Source organism: Aminobacter carboxidus (assembly GCF_014863355.1).
GTDB lineage: Bacteria > Pseudomonadota > Alphaproteobacteria > Rhizobiales > Rhizobiaceae > Aminobacter > Aminobacter carboxidus.
The window spans coordinates 1,268,254-1,283,735 of sequence record NZ_JACZEP010000001.1 but is presented as its reverse complement, the minus strand read 5'-3'; the positions used below and the strand labels follow the sequence as shown (position 1 = coordinate 1,283,735).

Genomic DNA, 15,482 nt, shown 5'->3' with positions numbered 1-15,482 from the left:
GATCGCCTGAGATGACCACCGCACCCTACCCCTTTTCGGCCCGCCACATCGGGCCCGGCCCAAAACAAACCCGCGCCATGCTCACCGCCATCGGCGTACCCTCCGTGGAAACGCTGATTTCGCAGGCCGTGCCGAAATCGATCCGGCTCGACCGCGCGCTCAACCTGCCTGCACCGGCGAGCGAACATGAAGCGCTTGCCGAGCTCGGCGAGAAGATGGGCCGCAACAAGGTGCTGAAGAGCTTCATTGGTGCCGGTTATCACGGCGTCAACGTGCCTCCGGTCATCCAGCGCAACCTGTTCGAAAACCCAGCCTGGTACACCGCCTACACACCTTACCAGGCCGAGATCAGCCAGGGTCGTCTGGAGCTCCTGTTCCACTTCCAGACACTGGTCGCCGAACTCACCGGCCTTCCCGTCGCTTCTGCCTCGCTGCTCGACGAAGCGACCGCCGTCGCCGAGGCCGTCGGCATCGCGCTGCGCCATCACCGCGACAAACGCAGCCGCGTCGCCATTGCAGGTGCAGCGCATCCGCAGGTCCTCGACGTCGTTCGCACCCGCGCTGAGCCACTGGGTACCGAGATCGACGGCGCAACCATCGACGACAACACGGCTGCGCTAATCGTTTCCTGGCCTGATACCAACGGCGTCTATGGCGACCACAAGGCGGCGATCGAGCAGGCCAAGGCCGTCGGCGCCATCGTCATCTTCGTCTCCGATCCGCTCAGCCTGACCGTGACCGACACGCCAGCCAGCCTCGGCGCCGACATTGCCACCGGATCGATGCAGCGCTTTGGCGTGCCGATGGGCTTTGGCGGTCCGCACGCCGCCTATTGCGCCGTCTCCGACAAGCTGACCCGCCTGATGCCGGGCCGCCTCGTCGGCCAGTCGGTCGACAGCAAGGGTCGTCCGGGTTACCGCCTCGCCCTGCAGACCCGCGAGCAGCACATCCGCCGCGACAAGGCGACGTCGAACATCTGCACGGCACAGGCCCTGCTCGCAAACATGGCGGCATCCTTTGCCATCTGGCACGGCTCGGTCGGCTTGCAGGCGATCGCCGAGCGTGTCCACGCGCTGGCGAGCCGTCTAGCCGAGAGCCTGAAGGCCGCCGGCCTGTCGGTGCTTGGCGACAAGCGCTTCGACACCGTCACCATCGCAGCCAAGGGCAAGGCCGAGGCCTTTGCCGCCGAGGCCGAGAAGACCGGCCGCCTGCTGCGTGTCATCGACGCCGACCATGTCTCGGTCGCCTTCGACGAGACCTCGACCGCTGCCGATCTCGAAGCGATCGCTACCCTGTTTGGCGCAAAGGTCGTAGCCGAAGCCAAGCGCTCGCTTCCGGGCAATCCGCGCGGCAAGGAATTCCTGACCCAGCCGGTGTTCCACCAGAACCGCTCGGAAACCGACATGATGCGTTTCCTGCGCAGGCTGGCTGACAAGGATCTGGCGCTCGACCGCGCCATGATCCCGCTCGGCTCCTGCACCATGAAGCTCAATGCCGCTGCCGAGATGATGCCGGTCAGTTGGCCGTCGGTCGCCAACCTGCATCCGTTCGCGCCGACCAGCCATTCGCTCGGCTATCGCGCGATGACCGATGACCTCGAAGCATGGCTGTGCGAAATCACCGGCTTCGACGCCGTCAGCCTGCAGCCCAATGCCGGCAGCCAGGGTGAATATGCCGGCCTGCTGGCGATCCGCCGCTATCACCATTCGCGTGGCGAGACGCAGCGCAACATCTGCCTCATCCCGTCCTCGGCGCATGGCACCAACCCGGCCAGTGCGGCGATGGCGGGCATGGACGTGGTGGTCGTGCACTGCCTCGAAGACGGCGACATCGACGTCACCGATCTCAAGGTGAAGGCCGAGCAGCACGCCGACAAGCTCGCGGCGTTGATGTTCACCTATCCCTCGACGCATGGCGTGTTCGAGGAAGGCGCGCGCGACATCTGCGACATCGTGCATGCCCATGGTGGCCAGGTCTATTTCGACGGTGCCAACCTGAACGCGATGGTCGCACTTTCGCGGCCGGCCGACATCGGTGCCGACGTCTGCCACATGAACCTGCACAAGACCTTCTGCATTCCGCATGGCGGCGGCGGCCCCGGCATCGGCCCGATCGGCGTCAAGTCGCACCTGGCGCCATTCCTGCCCGGCCACGTCGAAATCGGTAGCGCGCATGCGGTCTCTGCGGCCCCCTTCGGCAGCGCCTCGATCCTGCCGATAACCTGGATGTACATCCGGATGATGGGCGCTTCGGGCCTCAAGCAGGCGACGGAAACGGCGATCCTCAATGCCAACTACATCGTCAGCAAGCTCGAGGCGCACTATCCCGTGCTGTTCAAGGGCAAGAACGGTCGTGTGGCACATGAGTGCATCCTCGACACCCGCGTACTCAAGGAGCGTGCCGGCATTTCGGTCGAGGACATCGCCAAGCGCCTGATCGACTATGGCTTCCATGCGCCGACCATGTCGTGGCCGGTTGCCGGGACGCTGATGGTCGAACCGACCGAGTCCGAGCCAAAGCACGAGATCGACCGTTTCTGCGAAGCGATGATCGCCATCGCCTACGAAGCGGCAAAGGTCGAAAAGGGCGAGTGGCCGAAGGATGACAATCCGCTGGTCAATGCTCCGCACACGGCAACCGAAACGCTGGCCGGCGAGTGGAAGCATCCCTACTCCCGTCTGGAAGCGGCCTATCCCGGCGGCGATCCCGACACCGTCGCCAAGTATTGGCCGCCGGTGTCGCGCATCGACAACGTCGCCGGCGACCGCAACCTGGTCTGCGCCTGCCCGCCGCTGAGCGAATACCTCGGCGCCGCCGAGTAAACTGACCGGCGAACAACTTCATCGGCGGCGCACCTCACGGGCGCCGCCGATTTTATTCATACACTTGATTCAAAGGCTTGAATGCCTCGCCTCCGGCAACAAGCCGCCGCTGTCAGGCAAACAGCAGCTCGGGCTCGCGGTATGCCCCGTTGCCGGCGGTCTCGGCTGTGGCGACGCGATTGCGGCCTGCCCGCTTGGCTGCATAGAGAGCTGCGTCGGCGCCGAGCAGCAGTTGCTCCAGGCTTTTCGCCTCGTCGTCTCCGAAACAGACACCGACGCTGACGGTGCTCCTCAGTGGGCCAAGCTTGGTACCGACGACCTCGGCGCCAAAGGACGCGCCGATCTTGCGGAGTGTCTCGTAGACCTCCAGCGCACTCATTCCCGACAATGGCGAACTCCTCGCCGCCGAGGCGAAAGCCCTCGACGCCGTGCCGGTACTGGCGCCTCACGACATCGGCAAAGCGCTGCAGCACCCGGTCGCCTACGGCATGACCGAACACGTCGTTGGTGCGCTTGAAGTGGTCGAGGTCGACCATGGCCAGCGCCATGCCAGGGCCAAAGCGCGTGCCGTCGTGGAGAGAACTGAGCGCGCGCCGGTTCATCAGCCCCGTCAGCGGGTCGGTGAGGGTTTCCTCGGTCAGCCGGCTCTGGGTGCGCAAGTGATGAAAGGAAATGGTGAGCGCCCCGAGCGCGGTCATGCAGGCGACGACAACGACTGTGTTGACGTCCTCGGCCCAGTTTCTGGGCACGCCTCCCAGCACCCACTGCTTCTGCTGGACGATGACGAAAGCACACAGCGCGAAAGACACGGCGCTGCTGCCGGTGAGCAGCGAAACCGGGGCAAGCACCCGCCGGTCGACATTCTTGCTGGTCCAGAACGCGGTGGCGATCATGATCAGGATGCCGGTGACCGTGGAATAGGCGATGACGAAGCCGAGGCCGTCGTAGCCCGCTGCCGTCACAACAACCGTCAACGCGATGATGGCGGCGATCGGCATGGTGGCAGGTCCCGACCAGCCGCGTTCGATATACTGGTCGGCGGAGGTGAAGACGACGAAGAAGCCAGCCACCAGCAGGGAAAGCATGGCCTGCCCAAGCCATGGCGAGGCATATTGGCCATAGAGCCAAAAGGCGATGACATGAGAGACGAGAAGTAGTATCCCCACCGCCATCGTGAGCACGAAACGGGACTGACGCGCCGTCAGCCAGATCGCGACGAGCGTTCCGCTCAGACACGCGCCCGACAGGGCCGTGGCGAGCAACAAGGAACCGAAGTCAAGCACGGGGGCGCGGCCTTCCAGATGTCCGAATGTTCGGGCAGCAGTTATTGGACATTCCGGGTTAGCCGCAACCTTGCAGAGCCGCCGCAATCGCCGCCTGAGTGCTGCGACTTCGGATAGCGTTTACGAATGGTTGCGCCAATCCCGCCAATTCGCGCATATCGAACTGGCGGTGTACGAACAGATCAGGAACTGTTGCCGGACCGGCAAAACTGGCAAACTCGACAAAGTGATTCGCAACGCGGAATAACCGTATTGAGCATGGACGACAACAGCGACCTTTTCGGCAATCTCGGCCCCGAGCCAGCACGTCCCGTAGCCCGTCCGGTCGACCCGTTGGTCGCCGCCGCTGCAGCAGCCAAGCGCCCTGCTCCGGTAAAGGACGCAAGTGACAGCTACAGTGCGGCCGACATCGAGGTTCTCGAGGGCCTCGAACCTGTGCGCCGCCGTCCAGGCATGTATATCGGCGGCACCGACGAAAAGGCGCTGCACCATCTCTTCGCCGAAGTCATCGACAACTCGATGGACGAGGCCGTAGCCGGCCATGCGACCTTCATCGAGGTCGAGCTCGACGCCGAGGGTTTTCTCACCGTAACAGACAACGGACGCGGCATTCCGATCGATCCGCACCCCAAGTTCAAGAACAAGTCGGCGCTCGAGGTCATCATGACCACGCTGCATGCCGGCGGCAAGTTCGATTCCAAAGTCTATGAGACCTCGGGCGGTCTGCACGGCGTCGGTGTCTCGGTCGTCAACGCGCTCTCCGACCAGCTCGAAGTCGAAGTCGCGCGTGGCCGCCAGCTCTTCCGCCAGCGTTTTTCGCGTGGTGTCCCGCAAGGCGGGCTCGAAAGCCTGGGTGACGTGCACAACCGACGCGGCACCAAAGTGCGATTCCATCCCGACCCCGACATCTTTGGCAAGGGCGCGCATTTCCTGCCGGCCCGCATCTACAAGATGGCGCGCTCGAAGGCCTATCTGTTCGGCGGTGTCGAAATCCGCTGGAGCTGCGACCCGGCGCTGCTCAAGGAAAAGGATGAGACACCGGTCAAGGCGGTATTTCACTTCCCCGGCGGCCTCGGTGACTATCTCAAGGCCTCGCTCGGCGACGAGATGCAGGTCACCCGCGAAATCTTCTCGGGCAAGAGCGAGAAGCAAAGCGGCCACGGCTCGGTCGAATGGGCCGTCACCTGGTTTGGCGGCGACGGGTTCATCAACTCCTACTGCAACACCATCCCGACCGGCGACGGCGGCACCCATGAGATGGGTTTCCGCAACATTCTGACCCGCGGCCTGCGTGCCTATGCCGACCTCGTCGGCAACAAGCGCGCCGCGATCATGACCAGCGAAGACGTGATGATCTCGGCAGCCGGCATGCTGTCGGTGTTCATCCGCGAGCCGGAGTTCGTCGGTCAGACCAAGGACAAGCTGGCGACCGTCGAGGCGATGCGCATCGTCGAAACGGCGATCCGCGATCCGTTCGACCACTGGCTCGCCGACAATCCGCAGGAAGCTTCTAAGCTGCTCGACTGGGTCATTGCGCGCGCCGACGAACGCGTGCGCCGGCGTCAGGAAAAGGAAGTGTCGCGCAAAAGCGCTGTGCGCAAGCTGCGCTTGCCCGGCAAGCTCGCCGACTGCACCCAGAATGCCGCCGCAGGTGCCGAACTGTTCATCGTCGAGGGCGATTCGGCAGGCGGCTCGGCCAAGCAGGCGCGCGACCGCTCGATGCAGGCGATCCTGCCACTGCGCGGCAAGATCCTCAACGTCGCCAGCGCTGGCCACGACAAGCTGACCGCAAACCAGCAGATCGCCGACCTGATCCAGGCGCTGGGGTGCGGCACGCGTTCGAAGTATCGCGACGAGGACCTTCGCTACGACCGCGTCATCATCATGACCGACGCCGACGTCGACGGCGCCCACATCGCCTCGCTGCTGATCACCTTCTTCTACCAGGAAATGCCGCAGCTGGTACATGGTGGCCATCTCTACATGGCCGTGCCGCCGCTCTACAGCCTGCGCCAGGGCGGCAAGGTCGGCTACGCCCGCGACGACGCCCACAAGGAAGAGCTTCTGCGTACCGAGTTCAACGGCCGCGGCAAGGTCGAGATCGGCCGCTTCAAGGGCCTCGGCGAGATGATGGCGAGCCAGCTCAAGGAAACGACGATGGACCCCAAGAAGCGCACGCTTCTCCGGGTTGACGTGATCGACGCCGAAGACGCCACCAAGTCGACCGTCGACGCACTGATGGGCACCAAGCCGGAGCTGCGTTTCCGCTTCATCCAGGAACGCGCCGAGTTTGCGCAGACGGAAGTGCTGGATATTTGAGCGTCGCCGAAACGTGGACCACCGAGCGTCCGGTTGGACGCACAATAGGTGCCCTGGATCGTGAGGTGCCCTGGATCGTGGATGCGTCTTCCCGGAAATCGATTCCGATTTCGAGCCGCTAGGCGGCCGCAATTGCCAGGGCATGGCCGCGGGCGTTTTCACGCAGGGCCTCGAGGTGGATCGACTTCACCAATCCGGCCATTTCGCCTTCGGCGGCCTGGCCGCCCAATTCCTTGAGCATCAGCCAGCTGACTTCCTGCGCGCCGGCGACACGGCGGCCATTGGCCACCTCGCGCCAGACCTTCAGCGCCCGCAGGATGATCGCATGCGTCGCGTCCGCCAGACCAGCGGAGCGGAACAATGCGGTCAACGCAACATCCTGCCCTGCCGACAGCTGCGCCCTCACCCGTGGCTCGTCGCGGCCAGTCAGGACGACCAGGGCGGCGCCGAAGAAATCGACCTTGCCATGGGCGAGGATGCGGATGATGAAGCTCGCGGTCAGATCACCGCGCAAGCGCAGATGCTCGACAAGGGCCATGTGCTCGTTGGCACGGGTGCCTTCGATGAGTGTCAGAGAGGCTTTGACGCAGGCGTCGCGTGTCACCTTTTCCGCACGCGCTGCACCCATCAACGCCATGACGAAAGGCGATGCCTTCAAGGCTTCACCAAGCTTGACCAGCAGCAAGTGCCGGCAGTCGGACGGCAGGCGCGGATCGGCGACAAGTGCCTCGCGCACGCGTGCATCGTGGCCAAAGCGCTCGGCCATGCGGCGGAAACTCAGCGAGGCAATGCTGGCACCGTAGTTCTGCAGCAGGACGACGCAGGCTTCCGCCTCGCCGACTTCGGCGAGCGCGGCTGCAAGCGACATCGACACGACGGCCCGGTCGGCAACGAGCTTCTGGATGACGGTCGATCCCGATGCGACGCGGTCGATGAGATCGGCGTCGGTCAGCAACGGCGACCGCGCGAGCACCATGGCGGCGACGTCGGGCTGGTCGGCGGCAAGTGCTGAAATGATCTGGAGCGGCGCATGCACGCTCATCGAGAGCGCTTCGGCCAATGCCTGGCGCACCTTCGACGATGGATCGTCGAGCAGCAGGGTCAGCGCCGCTTCGGCAGCACAGCGATCCTCGAACGGCATCTCGCGATTGACGTAAGCGCTCGCCAGGGCGGCCGCAGCAGCCACCCGCTCGCTCACCTTGGCGGTGTCTATCCATTTCAGGAAATGCGAGACCACCATTCGTTTTTCCGCGCCCCCGACAACCCGTACCAAACCCCTGAAGCGACCCTAAGAAGAAAAGGTTTACGAACGGTTCACCATATCCGTTAACCCGCTTGCCGGGCGCCAAGGCAGCGCCTATCAAATCGGCACAACAGGAGGAGCTGTGGATGGCTGGTCTTTATCTTGAGGAATTCGTAGTCGGCCAGGTGATCCGGCACCAGCTCACCAAGACCGTCACCGAGAGCGACAACATGTTCTTCTCGACGATGACGCTTAACCCGCAGCCGCTGCACATCGATTTCGATTTCGCCGCCAAGAGCGAATGGGGCAAGCCGCTGGTCAATTCGCTGTTCACACTCGGCCTGATGATCGGCATTTCGGTGCATGACACGACACTCGGCACCACCATCGGCAATCTCGGCATGACCGAAACCACCTTCCCGCACCCGGTCTTTCATGGCGACACTATCCGCGTGGAGACTGAGATCCTGTCGGTGCGCGAATCGAAATCGAGAAACGATCGCGGCATCGTCGAGTTCCTGCATTGCGCCTATAATCAGGATGGCGCGCTTGTCGCCAAATGCCAGCGCCAGGCGATGATGAAGAAGAAGGCGGCCTGATGCGCTCCTTGCTGTTTGTACCAGGCGATTCCGAAAAGAAGCTCGAACGCGGCTTTTCGTCAGCCGCCGACGTCGTCATCGTCGACCTTGAGGATTCGGTCGCTCCCGACAACAAGGCTCATGCGCGTGGCGTTTCGGCCGATTTCATCGCTAGGCGGCGCGGTGAAACGCGGGCTTTGATCTACGTCCGTGTCAACGACCTGTCGACGGGGCTTACCGACGACGACCTCAGGGCGATCGTGCCGATTGCGCCCGATGGCATCATGTTGCCGAAGTCGAATTCCGGCGCCGACGTCCAGCATCTATCGACCAAGCTGCGTGTGCATGAAGCGGAAAACGGCCTGCCGGACGGAGCCATCCGGATCATCCCGATCATCACGGAAGCCGCAGCCGGCGTGCTGGCGACCGCAAGCTACGTCGGCGCAAGTGCTCGCGTCGCTGGACTGACCTGGGGTGCCGAAGACCTTTCGGCCGCCATCGGCGCACGTGCAGCGCGCGACAGTGACGGCCGCTACACCGATGTGTTCCGGCTTGCCCGGTCGATGACCGTGCTGGGTGCGGCAGCCGCCGATGTCGCGGCCATCGATACGGTTTTCGTCAATTTCCGCGATAGCGAGGGCCTGCGCGCCGAGTGCCTCGAGGCCGAGCGCGACGGCTTCACCGCCAAGATGGCGATTCATCCGGACCAGGTCGCCGTCATCAACGAGGCGTTCACGCCGACCGCCGAGGCGGTGGCCCGCGCAGCGTCCGTCGTCGCTGCTTTTGAGGAGGCAGGCAATCCGGGCGTGGTCGGCATCAACGGCAAGATGTACGACAGGCCCCATCTCAGGCTCGCCCAGCGCCTGCTGGCGCGGGCGCGCGCCGCCGGCGTCGGCGCCTGAGGCTCAGTCTTCCCAGCGCGGCCGGCGCATCGAAAAGACGGCATCGATGGTCGAATAATCCATGTAGCCGAGGCGCGAGACGTTGCCGGCCTTGACGACGTCGAACAGCCCGGCGGTCAGATAGGCTTCGTCGATGTGGACGCCGACGACCTCACCGATAACGACGATGGCGCCGGTCTCCTGGCCGTCCAGGCCCTTCGGCCGAAAGATTTCTGTGACCTTGCATTCGAGTGCCGCCGGCGCCTCTGCAACGCGCGGCGGCACAATCAGTCGCGATGGCGCAGGCGTCAGCCCGGCATAGCCGAATTCGTTGACGCCGCGCGGCGCGTTGACAGAACTCCTGTTCATCCTTTCGGCCAGGTCCCGCCCGACTATGTTGGCGACGAACTCGCGGGTCTCGTCGGCAAAGGTCGCGCTGTCCTTCTGGCCCTCTGAAGAAAACCAGACCAGCGGCGGCTTGCCGGACAGGGCGTTGAAGAAGGAATAGGGCGCGAGATTGACCGCGCCGTCCTTCCCGACTGTCGAGATCCAGCCGATCGGCCGCGGCGATACCAGCGCCTTGAACGGATCATGCGGCAGGCCGTGGCCATCCGACGGTTCGTAGAACACTTGGCCTAGCCCTCCCACGGCCCGGAGTAGTCGGCATAGAGCTTTGCCACGTCAGGACGCTGGCGTTCCTGGCCGGGACCATCATAGGAGCCGATGTGGATGAAGCCGACGACACGCTCATGCGGCGCCAAGCCCAGCAGCGCGCGGCCCTTTTCGCAATCCGAATACCAGTTGGTGATCATGTTGGTGCCGTAGCCGAGCGCGTTGGCCGCCGTGATCAGGTTCATCGCCGCCATGCCGCCCGACAGGAACATTTCCCACTCGGGGATCTTGGGGTGATCCTTGGGGCTAGAGACGACGCCGATGACCAGCGGCGCGCGCGAAAAGCGGGCGAGCTCCTGGTTTCGCCGCCCTTCCGGCAGCGGCCCTTCCCGGCGCTCAGCCAGATCGGCCAGCTTCTGGCCGATCTCGATGCGCGCCTCACCGCGATAAAGAATGAAGCGCCAGGGCTCAAGCCGGCCATGGTCGGGCACGCGGCTTGCGGCTGCGAGAATCGTCGCGATCTCACCGTCGGAAGGCGCTGGTGCGCGCAACTCGGGGATCGGCGCGGAATTGCGGGTAAGCAGGAAATCGATGATCGGCGATGTCACGGCGCGGGCACTCCTTGGATGTTGGGCTGAAGCGCCTGTCCGTAAATGGTGGCTGCTCTGGCATCGGCGCAGTGCGGTTGAGAATCCATCACGCCGGAATAGCCTTGAAATTGCCACCGCCTTGCGCTTCAAACAAGGCATGTCTAGGGGACGCTTCCGACTTTTCGTGCCGATTCTGGGTGCCGCACTGTTTTCGGTGCAGCCTGCGGCCGTTTTCGCGCAGGATGGCGCTGCCGCCATCGATGGATTGAGCCTTCCCGGCATTTCGAGCTTTGCCTCTCCGCGCGGCGACGAACCTCTGGCAACGAGCGCCCTTGGCGAGATCACTTTGACCGCGCAGCTGACCGACAAGGGCAGCGATATCGGCCGTGGCCTGGTCTGGCGGGTGTTCAGCCCCGAGGCCGGCCCGGACGGCAAGCTGCCTCTGGTGGCCTCGGCCCAGGGCGGCACCAGCATATTCCAGCTGCCACCCGGCAGCTACCTCGTCCATGCGTCCTACGGCCGTGCGGGCGCGACCAAGCGCATCACCGTCGGCAAGCAGGGCAAGCGCGAGGGCCTCGTGCTCGATGCCGGCGGGCTGAAGCTTGATGCGGTGCTTTCCGGTGGTGTCCGCATCCCGCCGGGCAAGCTCACATTCTCGATCTTCGAGGCTGACACCGGCAGCGACAGCGAACGTGCGCTGATCATCCCGAACGTCGCCCCGAATTCGGTGGTTCGGCTCAACTCCGGCACCTATCACGTCGTCTCGAAATATGGCGGCGTCAACGCCGTCATTCGCTCCGACATCCGCGTCGAAGCCGGCAAGCTGACCGAAGCAACGGTCGAGCACCGCGCCGCCGACGTGACCTTCAAGCTGGTGCGCGACGCCGGCGGCGAGGCCATCGCCGACACATCCTGGTCGGTGCTGACGGAATCCGGCGACCCGCTGGGCGATGCAGTGGTCGGGGCGTTCGCTTCGATGGTTCTTTCGGAAGGCGACTACACGATCATCGCCAAGAACCGCGACCGTATCTACCAGCGCGACTTCACCGTCGTTGCCGGCCGCAACCAGGACGTCGAAGTCGTCGCCTCGGAAGCTGCCGCGCTGGACCCGAACGAAGGCGCCGACTGAGCTCCTTCTCGGGCAATTACACGATCATCGCAAAAGACCGCGACCGCATCTGCAGGCGCGACTTCGCCGTTGTTGGTGCAACTGGGCGTCGAAGTCGTCACCTCGGAAGCTGCCGCGCTCGCCCCCCAACGAAGGCGCCGACTGAGCTCCTTCTCGAGTGACTACACGATCATTGCAAAGAACCGCGACCGCATCTGCAGACGCGACTTGACCGTTGTTGCCGACCGCAACCAGAGCGTCAAAGTCGTCGCTTCGGAGATCGATCCCAACGACTGTGGCGAAGTCGGTTTTTCGCTGTCGGGCGGCCAGGTCGGGTCATGGTCGGCCTCGGCCTTCTATGACGGTGTCGGCGACGATGACTTTGAATCCTGGGGGGGGAGGCTGAGGTTCAGCAAGTCGTTCTGATTTCTGAACCTCTGGGACGAAAAGGGCGGCATCGAGCCGCCCTTTTTGTCTGTCTCAGGCAATCGCGGCGCGGCGCCTGTCCGGCGTCATCGCTTCGTCAACAAGTGCTGCGACGGCTTCCTCGAGGCCCATCGACACTTGGTCGCGCGAACCGAGACGGCGCACATTGACCGTAGCCTCCTCGGCCTCGCGCTTGCCGCAGACGAGAATGACCGGAACCTTGGCCAGCGAATGCTCGCGGACCTTGTAGTTGATCTTCTCGTTACGCAGGTCGACCTCGGCCGAGAGGCCGGCCGCCTTGAGCTTGGCCGCGACCGATTTCGCATAGTCGTCGGCATCGGAGGTGATCGTCGTCACCACCACCTGCTGCGGGGCGAACCACAGCGGGAAATGGCCCGAATAGTTCTCGATCAGGATGCCGAGGAAACGCTCCATCGAACCGCAGATGGCGCGGTGCACCATGACCGGTTGCTTCTTCTCGGAATCCGAGCCGATGTAGAAGGCGCCGAAGCGTTCGGGCAGGTTGAAATCGACCTGCGTGGTGCCGCACTGCCATTCGCGGCCGATGGCATCACGCAACACATATTCGAACTTGGGGCCGTAGAAGGCGCCCTCACCCGGATTGATCGACGTCTTGATACGATTGCCCGACTGCGCCTGGATGGTCTTGAGCACATTGCTCATGATCTCCTCGGCATGGTCCCAGGCCTCGTCCGAGCCGACGCGCTTGTCGGGCCGCGTCGACAGCTTCACCGAAATCTCGTCAAAGCCGAAGTCAGCATAGGTCGACAGGATCAGGTCGTTGATGCGCAGGCACTCGGCGGCGAGCTGCTCTTCGGTGCAGAAAATGTGCGCGTCGTCCTGGGTAAAGCCGCGCACGCGCATCAGTCCGTGCAGCGCGCCCGACGGCTCGTAGCGGTGGACGTTGCCGAATTCGGCGAGCTTGACCGGCAGGTCGCGGTACGACTTCAGCCCGTGCTTGAAGATCTGCACGTGGCCCGGGCAGTTCATCGGCTTCAGCGCAAAGACGCGGTCGTCGTCGGTGTCATCGCCGGCGACCGTCACCTTGAACATCGCATCGCGATACCAGCCCCAGTGGCCTGAGGTCTCCCACAGCGACTTGTCGAGCACCTGCGGCGCGTTGACTTCCTGGTAACCCTGCTGATCGAGGCGGCGGCGCATGTAGCTGACGAGGTTCTGGAACATCTTCCAGCCCTTGGCATGCCAGAACACGACACCTGGTCCCTCTTCCTGGAAATGGAACAAGTCCATCTCGCGGCCGAGACGGCGGTGGTCGCGCTTCTCCGCCTCTTCCAGCATATGGAGATACTGGTCGAGCTGGGCCTGGTCAGCCCAGGCCGTGCCGTAGATGCGCGTCAGCATCGGGTTGTTGGAATCGCCACGCCAATAGGCGCCGGCGACCTTCATCAGCTTGAAGGCGCTGCCGATCTGGCCGGTCGAGGCCATGTGTGGGCCACGGCACAGGTCGAACCACTCGCCCTGCGCGTAGATGTTGAGGTTCTGGTCCTCGGGAATCGCGTCGATCAGCTCGAGCTTGTAGGCCTCGCCCTTGTCGCGGAACACCTGCTTGGCCTTGTCGCGCGACCAGACCTCCTTGGTGAACGGCTTGTTGCGGCCGATGATCTCGCGCATCTTCTTTTCGATCGCCGGGAAATCCTCGGGCGTGAAAGGCTCGTTGCGGGCGAAATCGTAATAGAAGCCGTTGTCGATGACGGGCCCGATGGTGACCTGGGTTCCCGGCCACAGCTCCTGCACGGCTTCGGCCAGCACATGCGCCGTGTCGTGGCGGATCAGCTCGAGCGCGCGCGGGTCGTCGCGGGTGACGATCTCGACCTTGCCGGACTTGCCGAGCGGGTCGGAAAGGTCGCGCACAGTGCCGTCGACGACATATGCCACCGCCTTCTTGGCCAGCGACTTCGAGATCGACTCGGCCAGGCCAGCACCGGTCAGCGCCGCGTCATATTCGCGGACGGAACCATCGGGAAATGTAAGGGAAACGGAATTCGACAACGTTCTTCTCCTATCCAGTCCCGCAAACGAGCGCGGGTGGTTAAAAACCGGAAGCGTCCGGCACGAGCGGTCTTTTAGGGGGAGTTTTCAAGCTCGTAAAGCCGGACAACGGCGCTTTGAGCGCCGCCGTTATCGGTTGATGGAGGCATGAGCCTAGTTGGCCGCTTCCATCAGCCCTGGCAGTTCCGCCAGGAAGTTGGCGCGTACCTTTGGCCCGAGCAGAACCGGGCTCTTGCCGCTGTTGACGAACAGCTTGGCAAACACGACCTTTCGGCCGCCCTTCTCGGCCCAGCCGACGAACCAGCCAAACGGCCTGTTGCGGTCGGTTGCGCCTGCCTTGTTGGTCTGCCAACCGGTGCCGGTTTTGCCCTGGACCTTCCAGTTGCCGGCGTCGAACACAGGCAGGATGGTTTCGGTCATTTCGAACGCCTTCGCAGAAACCGGAAGCTTGCGGTCGAGAATTCGCCTGATGAAGACAGCCTGCTCATCCGGAGAGATCTTCAGCGACGAGCTCAGCCAGGAATGCGTCAGGCCATCCTTCTTGCCCGGATTGCCTGTGATGTCGCCATTGCCATAGCCGAAGCCGCTGACATAGCCGCCAAAACGCTCGTTGCCGAGCTTACGGGTGATCTGCTGCGAGTACCAGACAACCGAATCCTTCTCCCATATCGTCGGGTCGACAGGCCTGTGGTCGCGCTTCACGGCGTTGAACCCCGGCTTGTAGTCCCAGCGCGGGGTGTGCGCGTCACTGAGGATGCCGGCATCGTAGCCCATCAGCGCCAATGGGACCTTGAACGTCGACGCGGGGCTTACGCGACGGTCGCAAATGCCGTCGCGGCGCAGCGTAGCGCCGCTTTGGGCGTCGACAATCAGCGTGCACTCGAGCGCCGGCTTCAGTGCTGCGGTATTGGCCCCTACCTGCGCTTGCGCGAAAGGCACTGAGGCAAGGAACGTAAAGATTGCAAGGAACGAAGATCGACGAAATGAAGCAGGCACTGTCGTGACATCCTTTGTCGGTTGGCGCCAAAGGACTATGGACGGCAATTGTCTCGAATATGGCTTAAACTCGACTAAGCTGTCTTAGCCTGATCAAATCGTAAACCGCCAAACATCTCGATTAACTGATATGCGTGATGCGCAGCACGGATCGCGTATTTTCCCGGCTCAGTGCCCTGATCGCCTGCGGCCGATCTGCCAGTAGCGCCAAGGCACGTACCAGGCATAGGGCTGGGCCAGCATCTCCGGCACGCGGTCGATGCCATGCGTTCCCCACGGGCCACAGCGCAGAACGCGAAACAGCCCCATCCAGCCGCCGGCCCACAAGCCGTGGCGCGCGATTGCCTCATGCGCATATTCCGAACAGGTCGGCATATGGCGGCACGAATTGCCGATGAAACCCGACAGCGTCAGCTGGTAGAGCCGCACCAGTGATGTTCCGAACACGCGTCCCGGCGTCTTGCGCCACGGCCCGGGCCAGTTGCGGCCGAGCGCTGCTGCGCCGTGTCTATGGTCGTGACCGTGGTCCATCGTCTCCGCCGGATCGGAATCTATTCGGTATAGATGTCCGTTCCGCCATGCAGACGCAATGT

At 63.6% G+C, this 15,482-nt stretch carries 13 protein-coding genes; 6 read left to right on the top strand and 7 right to left on the bottom strand.

Annotated features, from left to right (window positions below; all coding sequences use genetic code 11):
- Positions 1–11: 11 nt before the first annotated feature.
- Positions 12–2,822: an aminomethyl-transferring glycine dehydrogenase gene (gene gcvP, locus IHE39_RS06050; RefSeq protein WP_192565823.1), complete on the top strand. Its 2,811-nt coding sequence runs from the start codon at positions 12–14 to the stop codon at positions 2,820–2,822.
- Positions 2,823–2,878: 56 nt separating this feature from the next.
- Here the strand turns inward: gcvP and IHE39_RS31215 are convergent, their stop codons facing one another.
- Positions 2,879–4,105 (bottom strand): GGDEF domain-containing protein, encoded by a 1,227-nt coding sequence (locus IHE39_RS31215; protein WP_434781283.1) that lies wholly within the window; start codon positions 4,103–4,105, stop codon positions 2,879–2,881.
- A gap of 258 nt (positions 4,106–4,363) precedes the next feature.
- On the opposite strand from IHE39_RS31215, the gene parE reads away from it, so the two are divergent.
- On the top strand, positions 4,364–6,424 hold the full coding sequence (gene parE / locus IHE39_RS06040; RefSeq protein ID WP_184769152.1) for a DNA topoisomerase IV subunit B: 2,061 nt from the start codon (positions 4,364–4,366) through the stop codon (positions 6,422–6,424).
- A gap of 118 nt (positions 6,425–6,542) precedes the next feature.
- Here parE and IHE39_RS06035 read toward each other — a convergent pair whose 3' ends face one another.
- Positions 6,543–7,664 carry a DUF2336 domain-containing protein gene (locus IHE39_RS06035; protein ID WP_184769151.1) on the bottom strand — a complete coding sequence of 374 codons (1,122 nt, stop codon included), beginning with the start codon at positions 7,662–7,664 and terminating at the stop codon, positions 6,543–6,545.
- A gap of 149 nt (positions 7,665–7,813) precedes the next feature.
- Between IHE39_RS06035 and IHE39_RS06030 the strand changes: the two genes are divergently transcribed.
- Both IHE39_RS06030 and IHE39_RS06025 read left to right on the top strand, forming a co-directional pair.
- Entirely contained in the window at positions 7,814–8,266 is a 453-nt protein-coding gene (locus tag IHE39_RS06030; RefSeq protein ID WP_184769150.1) for a MaoC family dehydratase, read from the top strand.
- Positions 8,266–9,147: an HpcH/HpaI aldolase/citrate lyase family protein gene (locus IHE39_RS06025; protein ID WP_184769149.1), complete on the top strand. Its 882-nt coding sequence runs from the start codon at positions 8,266–8,268 to the stop codon at positions 9,145–9,147. The genes IHE39_RS06030 and IHE39_RS06025 overlap by 1 nt, the downstream gene beginning before the upstream one ends.
- A 3-nt stretch (positions 9,148–9,150) precedes the next feature.
- Here IHE39_RS06025 and IHE39_RS06020 read toward each other — a convergent pair whose 3' ends face one another.
- Together IHE39_RS06020 and IHE39_RS06015 are read right to left on the bottom strand one after the other, a co-directional pair.
- Positions 9,151–9,756 (bottom strand): flavin reductase family protein, encoded by a 606-nt coding sequence (locus IHE39_RS06020; RefSeq protein WP_184769148.1) that lies wholly within the window; start codon positions 9,754–9,756, stop codon positions 9,151–9,153.
- Positions 9,757–9,761: 5 nt separating this feature from the next.
- Positions 9,762–10,346 carry a nitroreductase family protein gene (locus tag IHE39_RS06015; RefSeq protein WP_192565822.1) on the bottom strand — a complete coding sequence of 195 codons (585 nt, stop codon included), beginning with the start codon at positions 10,344–10,346 and terminating at the stop codon, positions 9,762–9,764.
- A gap of 139 nt (positions 10,347–10,485) precedes the next feature.
- Here IHE39_RS06015 and IHE39_RS06010 point away from each other — a divergent pair, with 139 nt between their 5' ends.
- Both IHE39_RS06010 and IHE39_RS06005 read left to right on the top strand, forming a co-directional pair.
- A complete protein-coding gene (locus IHE39_RS06010) occupies positions 10,486–11,457 on the top strand; it encodes an RgsD C-terminal domain-containing protein (RefSeq protein ID WP_184769146.1) in 972 nt (323 codons plus the stop codon).
- 207 nt (positions 11,458–11,664) lie between these two features.
- Positions 11,665–11,862 (top strand): hypothetical protein, encoded by a 198-nt coding sequence (locus IHE39_RS06005; protein WP_192565821.1) that lies wholly within the window; start codon positions 11,665–11,667, stop codon positions 11,860–11,862.
- Between the two features lie 54 nt (positions 11,863–11,916).
- Here IHE39_RS06005 and thrS read toward each other — a convergent pair whose 3' ends face one another.
- The 3 genes from thrS to yidD form a co-directional block, all read right to left on the bottom strand.
- A complete protein-coding gene (gene thrS, locus IHE39_RS06000; protein WP_192565820.1) occupies positions 11,917–13,893 on the bottom strand; it encodes a threonine--tRNA ligase in 1,977 nt (658 codons plus the stop codon).
- A gap of 153 nt (positions 13,894–14,046) precedes the next feature.
- Entirely contained in the window at positions 14,047–14,832 is a 786-nt protein-coding gene (blaOXA, locus tag IHE39_RS05995; RefSeq protein ID WP_343070068.1) for a class D beta-lactamase, read from the bottom strand.
- A gap of 225 nt (positions 14,833–15,057) precedes the next feature.
- A complete protein-coding gene (gene yidD, locus IHE39_RS05990; protein WP_192565819.1) occupies positions 15,058–15,420 on the bottom strand; it encodes a membrane protein insertion efficiency factor YidD in 363 nt (120 codons plus the stop codon).
- Between the last annotated feature and the right edge of the window lie 62 nt (positions 15,421–15,482).

Coding starts and splice junctions, on each gene's coding strand:
- gcvP (WP_192565823.1), top strand. CDS start 12: ATGACCACCGCACCCTACCCCTTTTCGGCCCGCCACATCGGGCCCGGC.
- parE (WP_184769152.1), top strand. CDS start 4,364: ATGGACGACAACAGCGACCTTTTCGGCAATCTCGGCCCCGAGCCAGCA.
- IHE39_RS06035 (WP_184769151.1), bottom strand. CDS start 7,664: ATGGTGGTCTCGCATTTCCTGAAATGGATAGACACCGCCAAGGTGAGC.
- IHE39_RS06030 (WP_184769150.1), top strand. CDS start 7,814: ATGGCTGGTCTTTATCTTGAGGAATTCGTAGTCGGCCAGGTGATCCGG.
- IHE39_RS06025 (WP_184769149.1), top strand. CDS start 8,266: ATGCGCTCCTTGCTGTTTGTACCAGGCGATTCCGAAAAGAAGCTCGAA.
- IHE39_RS06010 (WP_184769146.1), top strand. CDS start 10,486: ATGTCTAGGGGACGCTTCCGACTTTTCGTGCCGATTCTGGGTGCCGCA.
- yidD (WP_192565819.1), bottom strand. CDS start 15,420: ATGGACCACGGTCACGACCATAGACACGGCGCAGCAGCGCTCGGCCGC.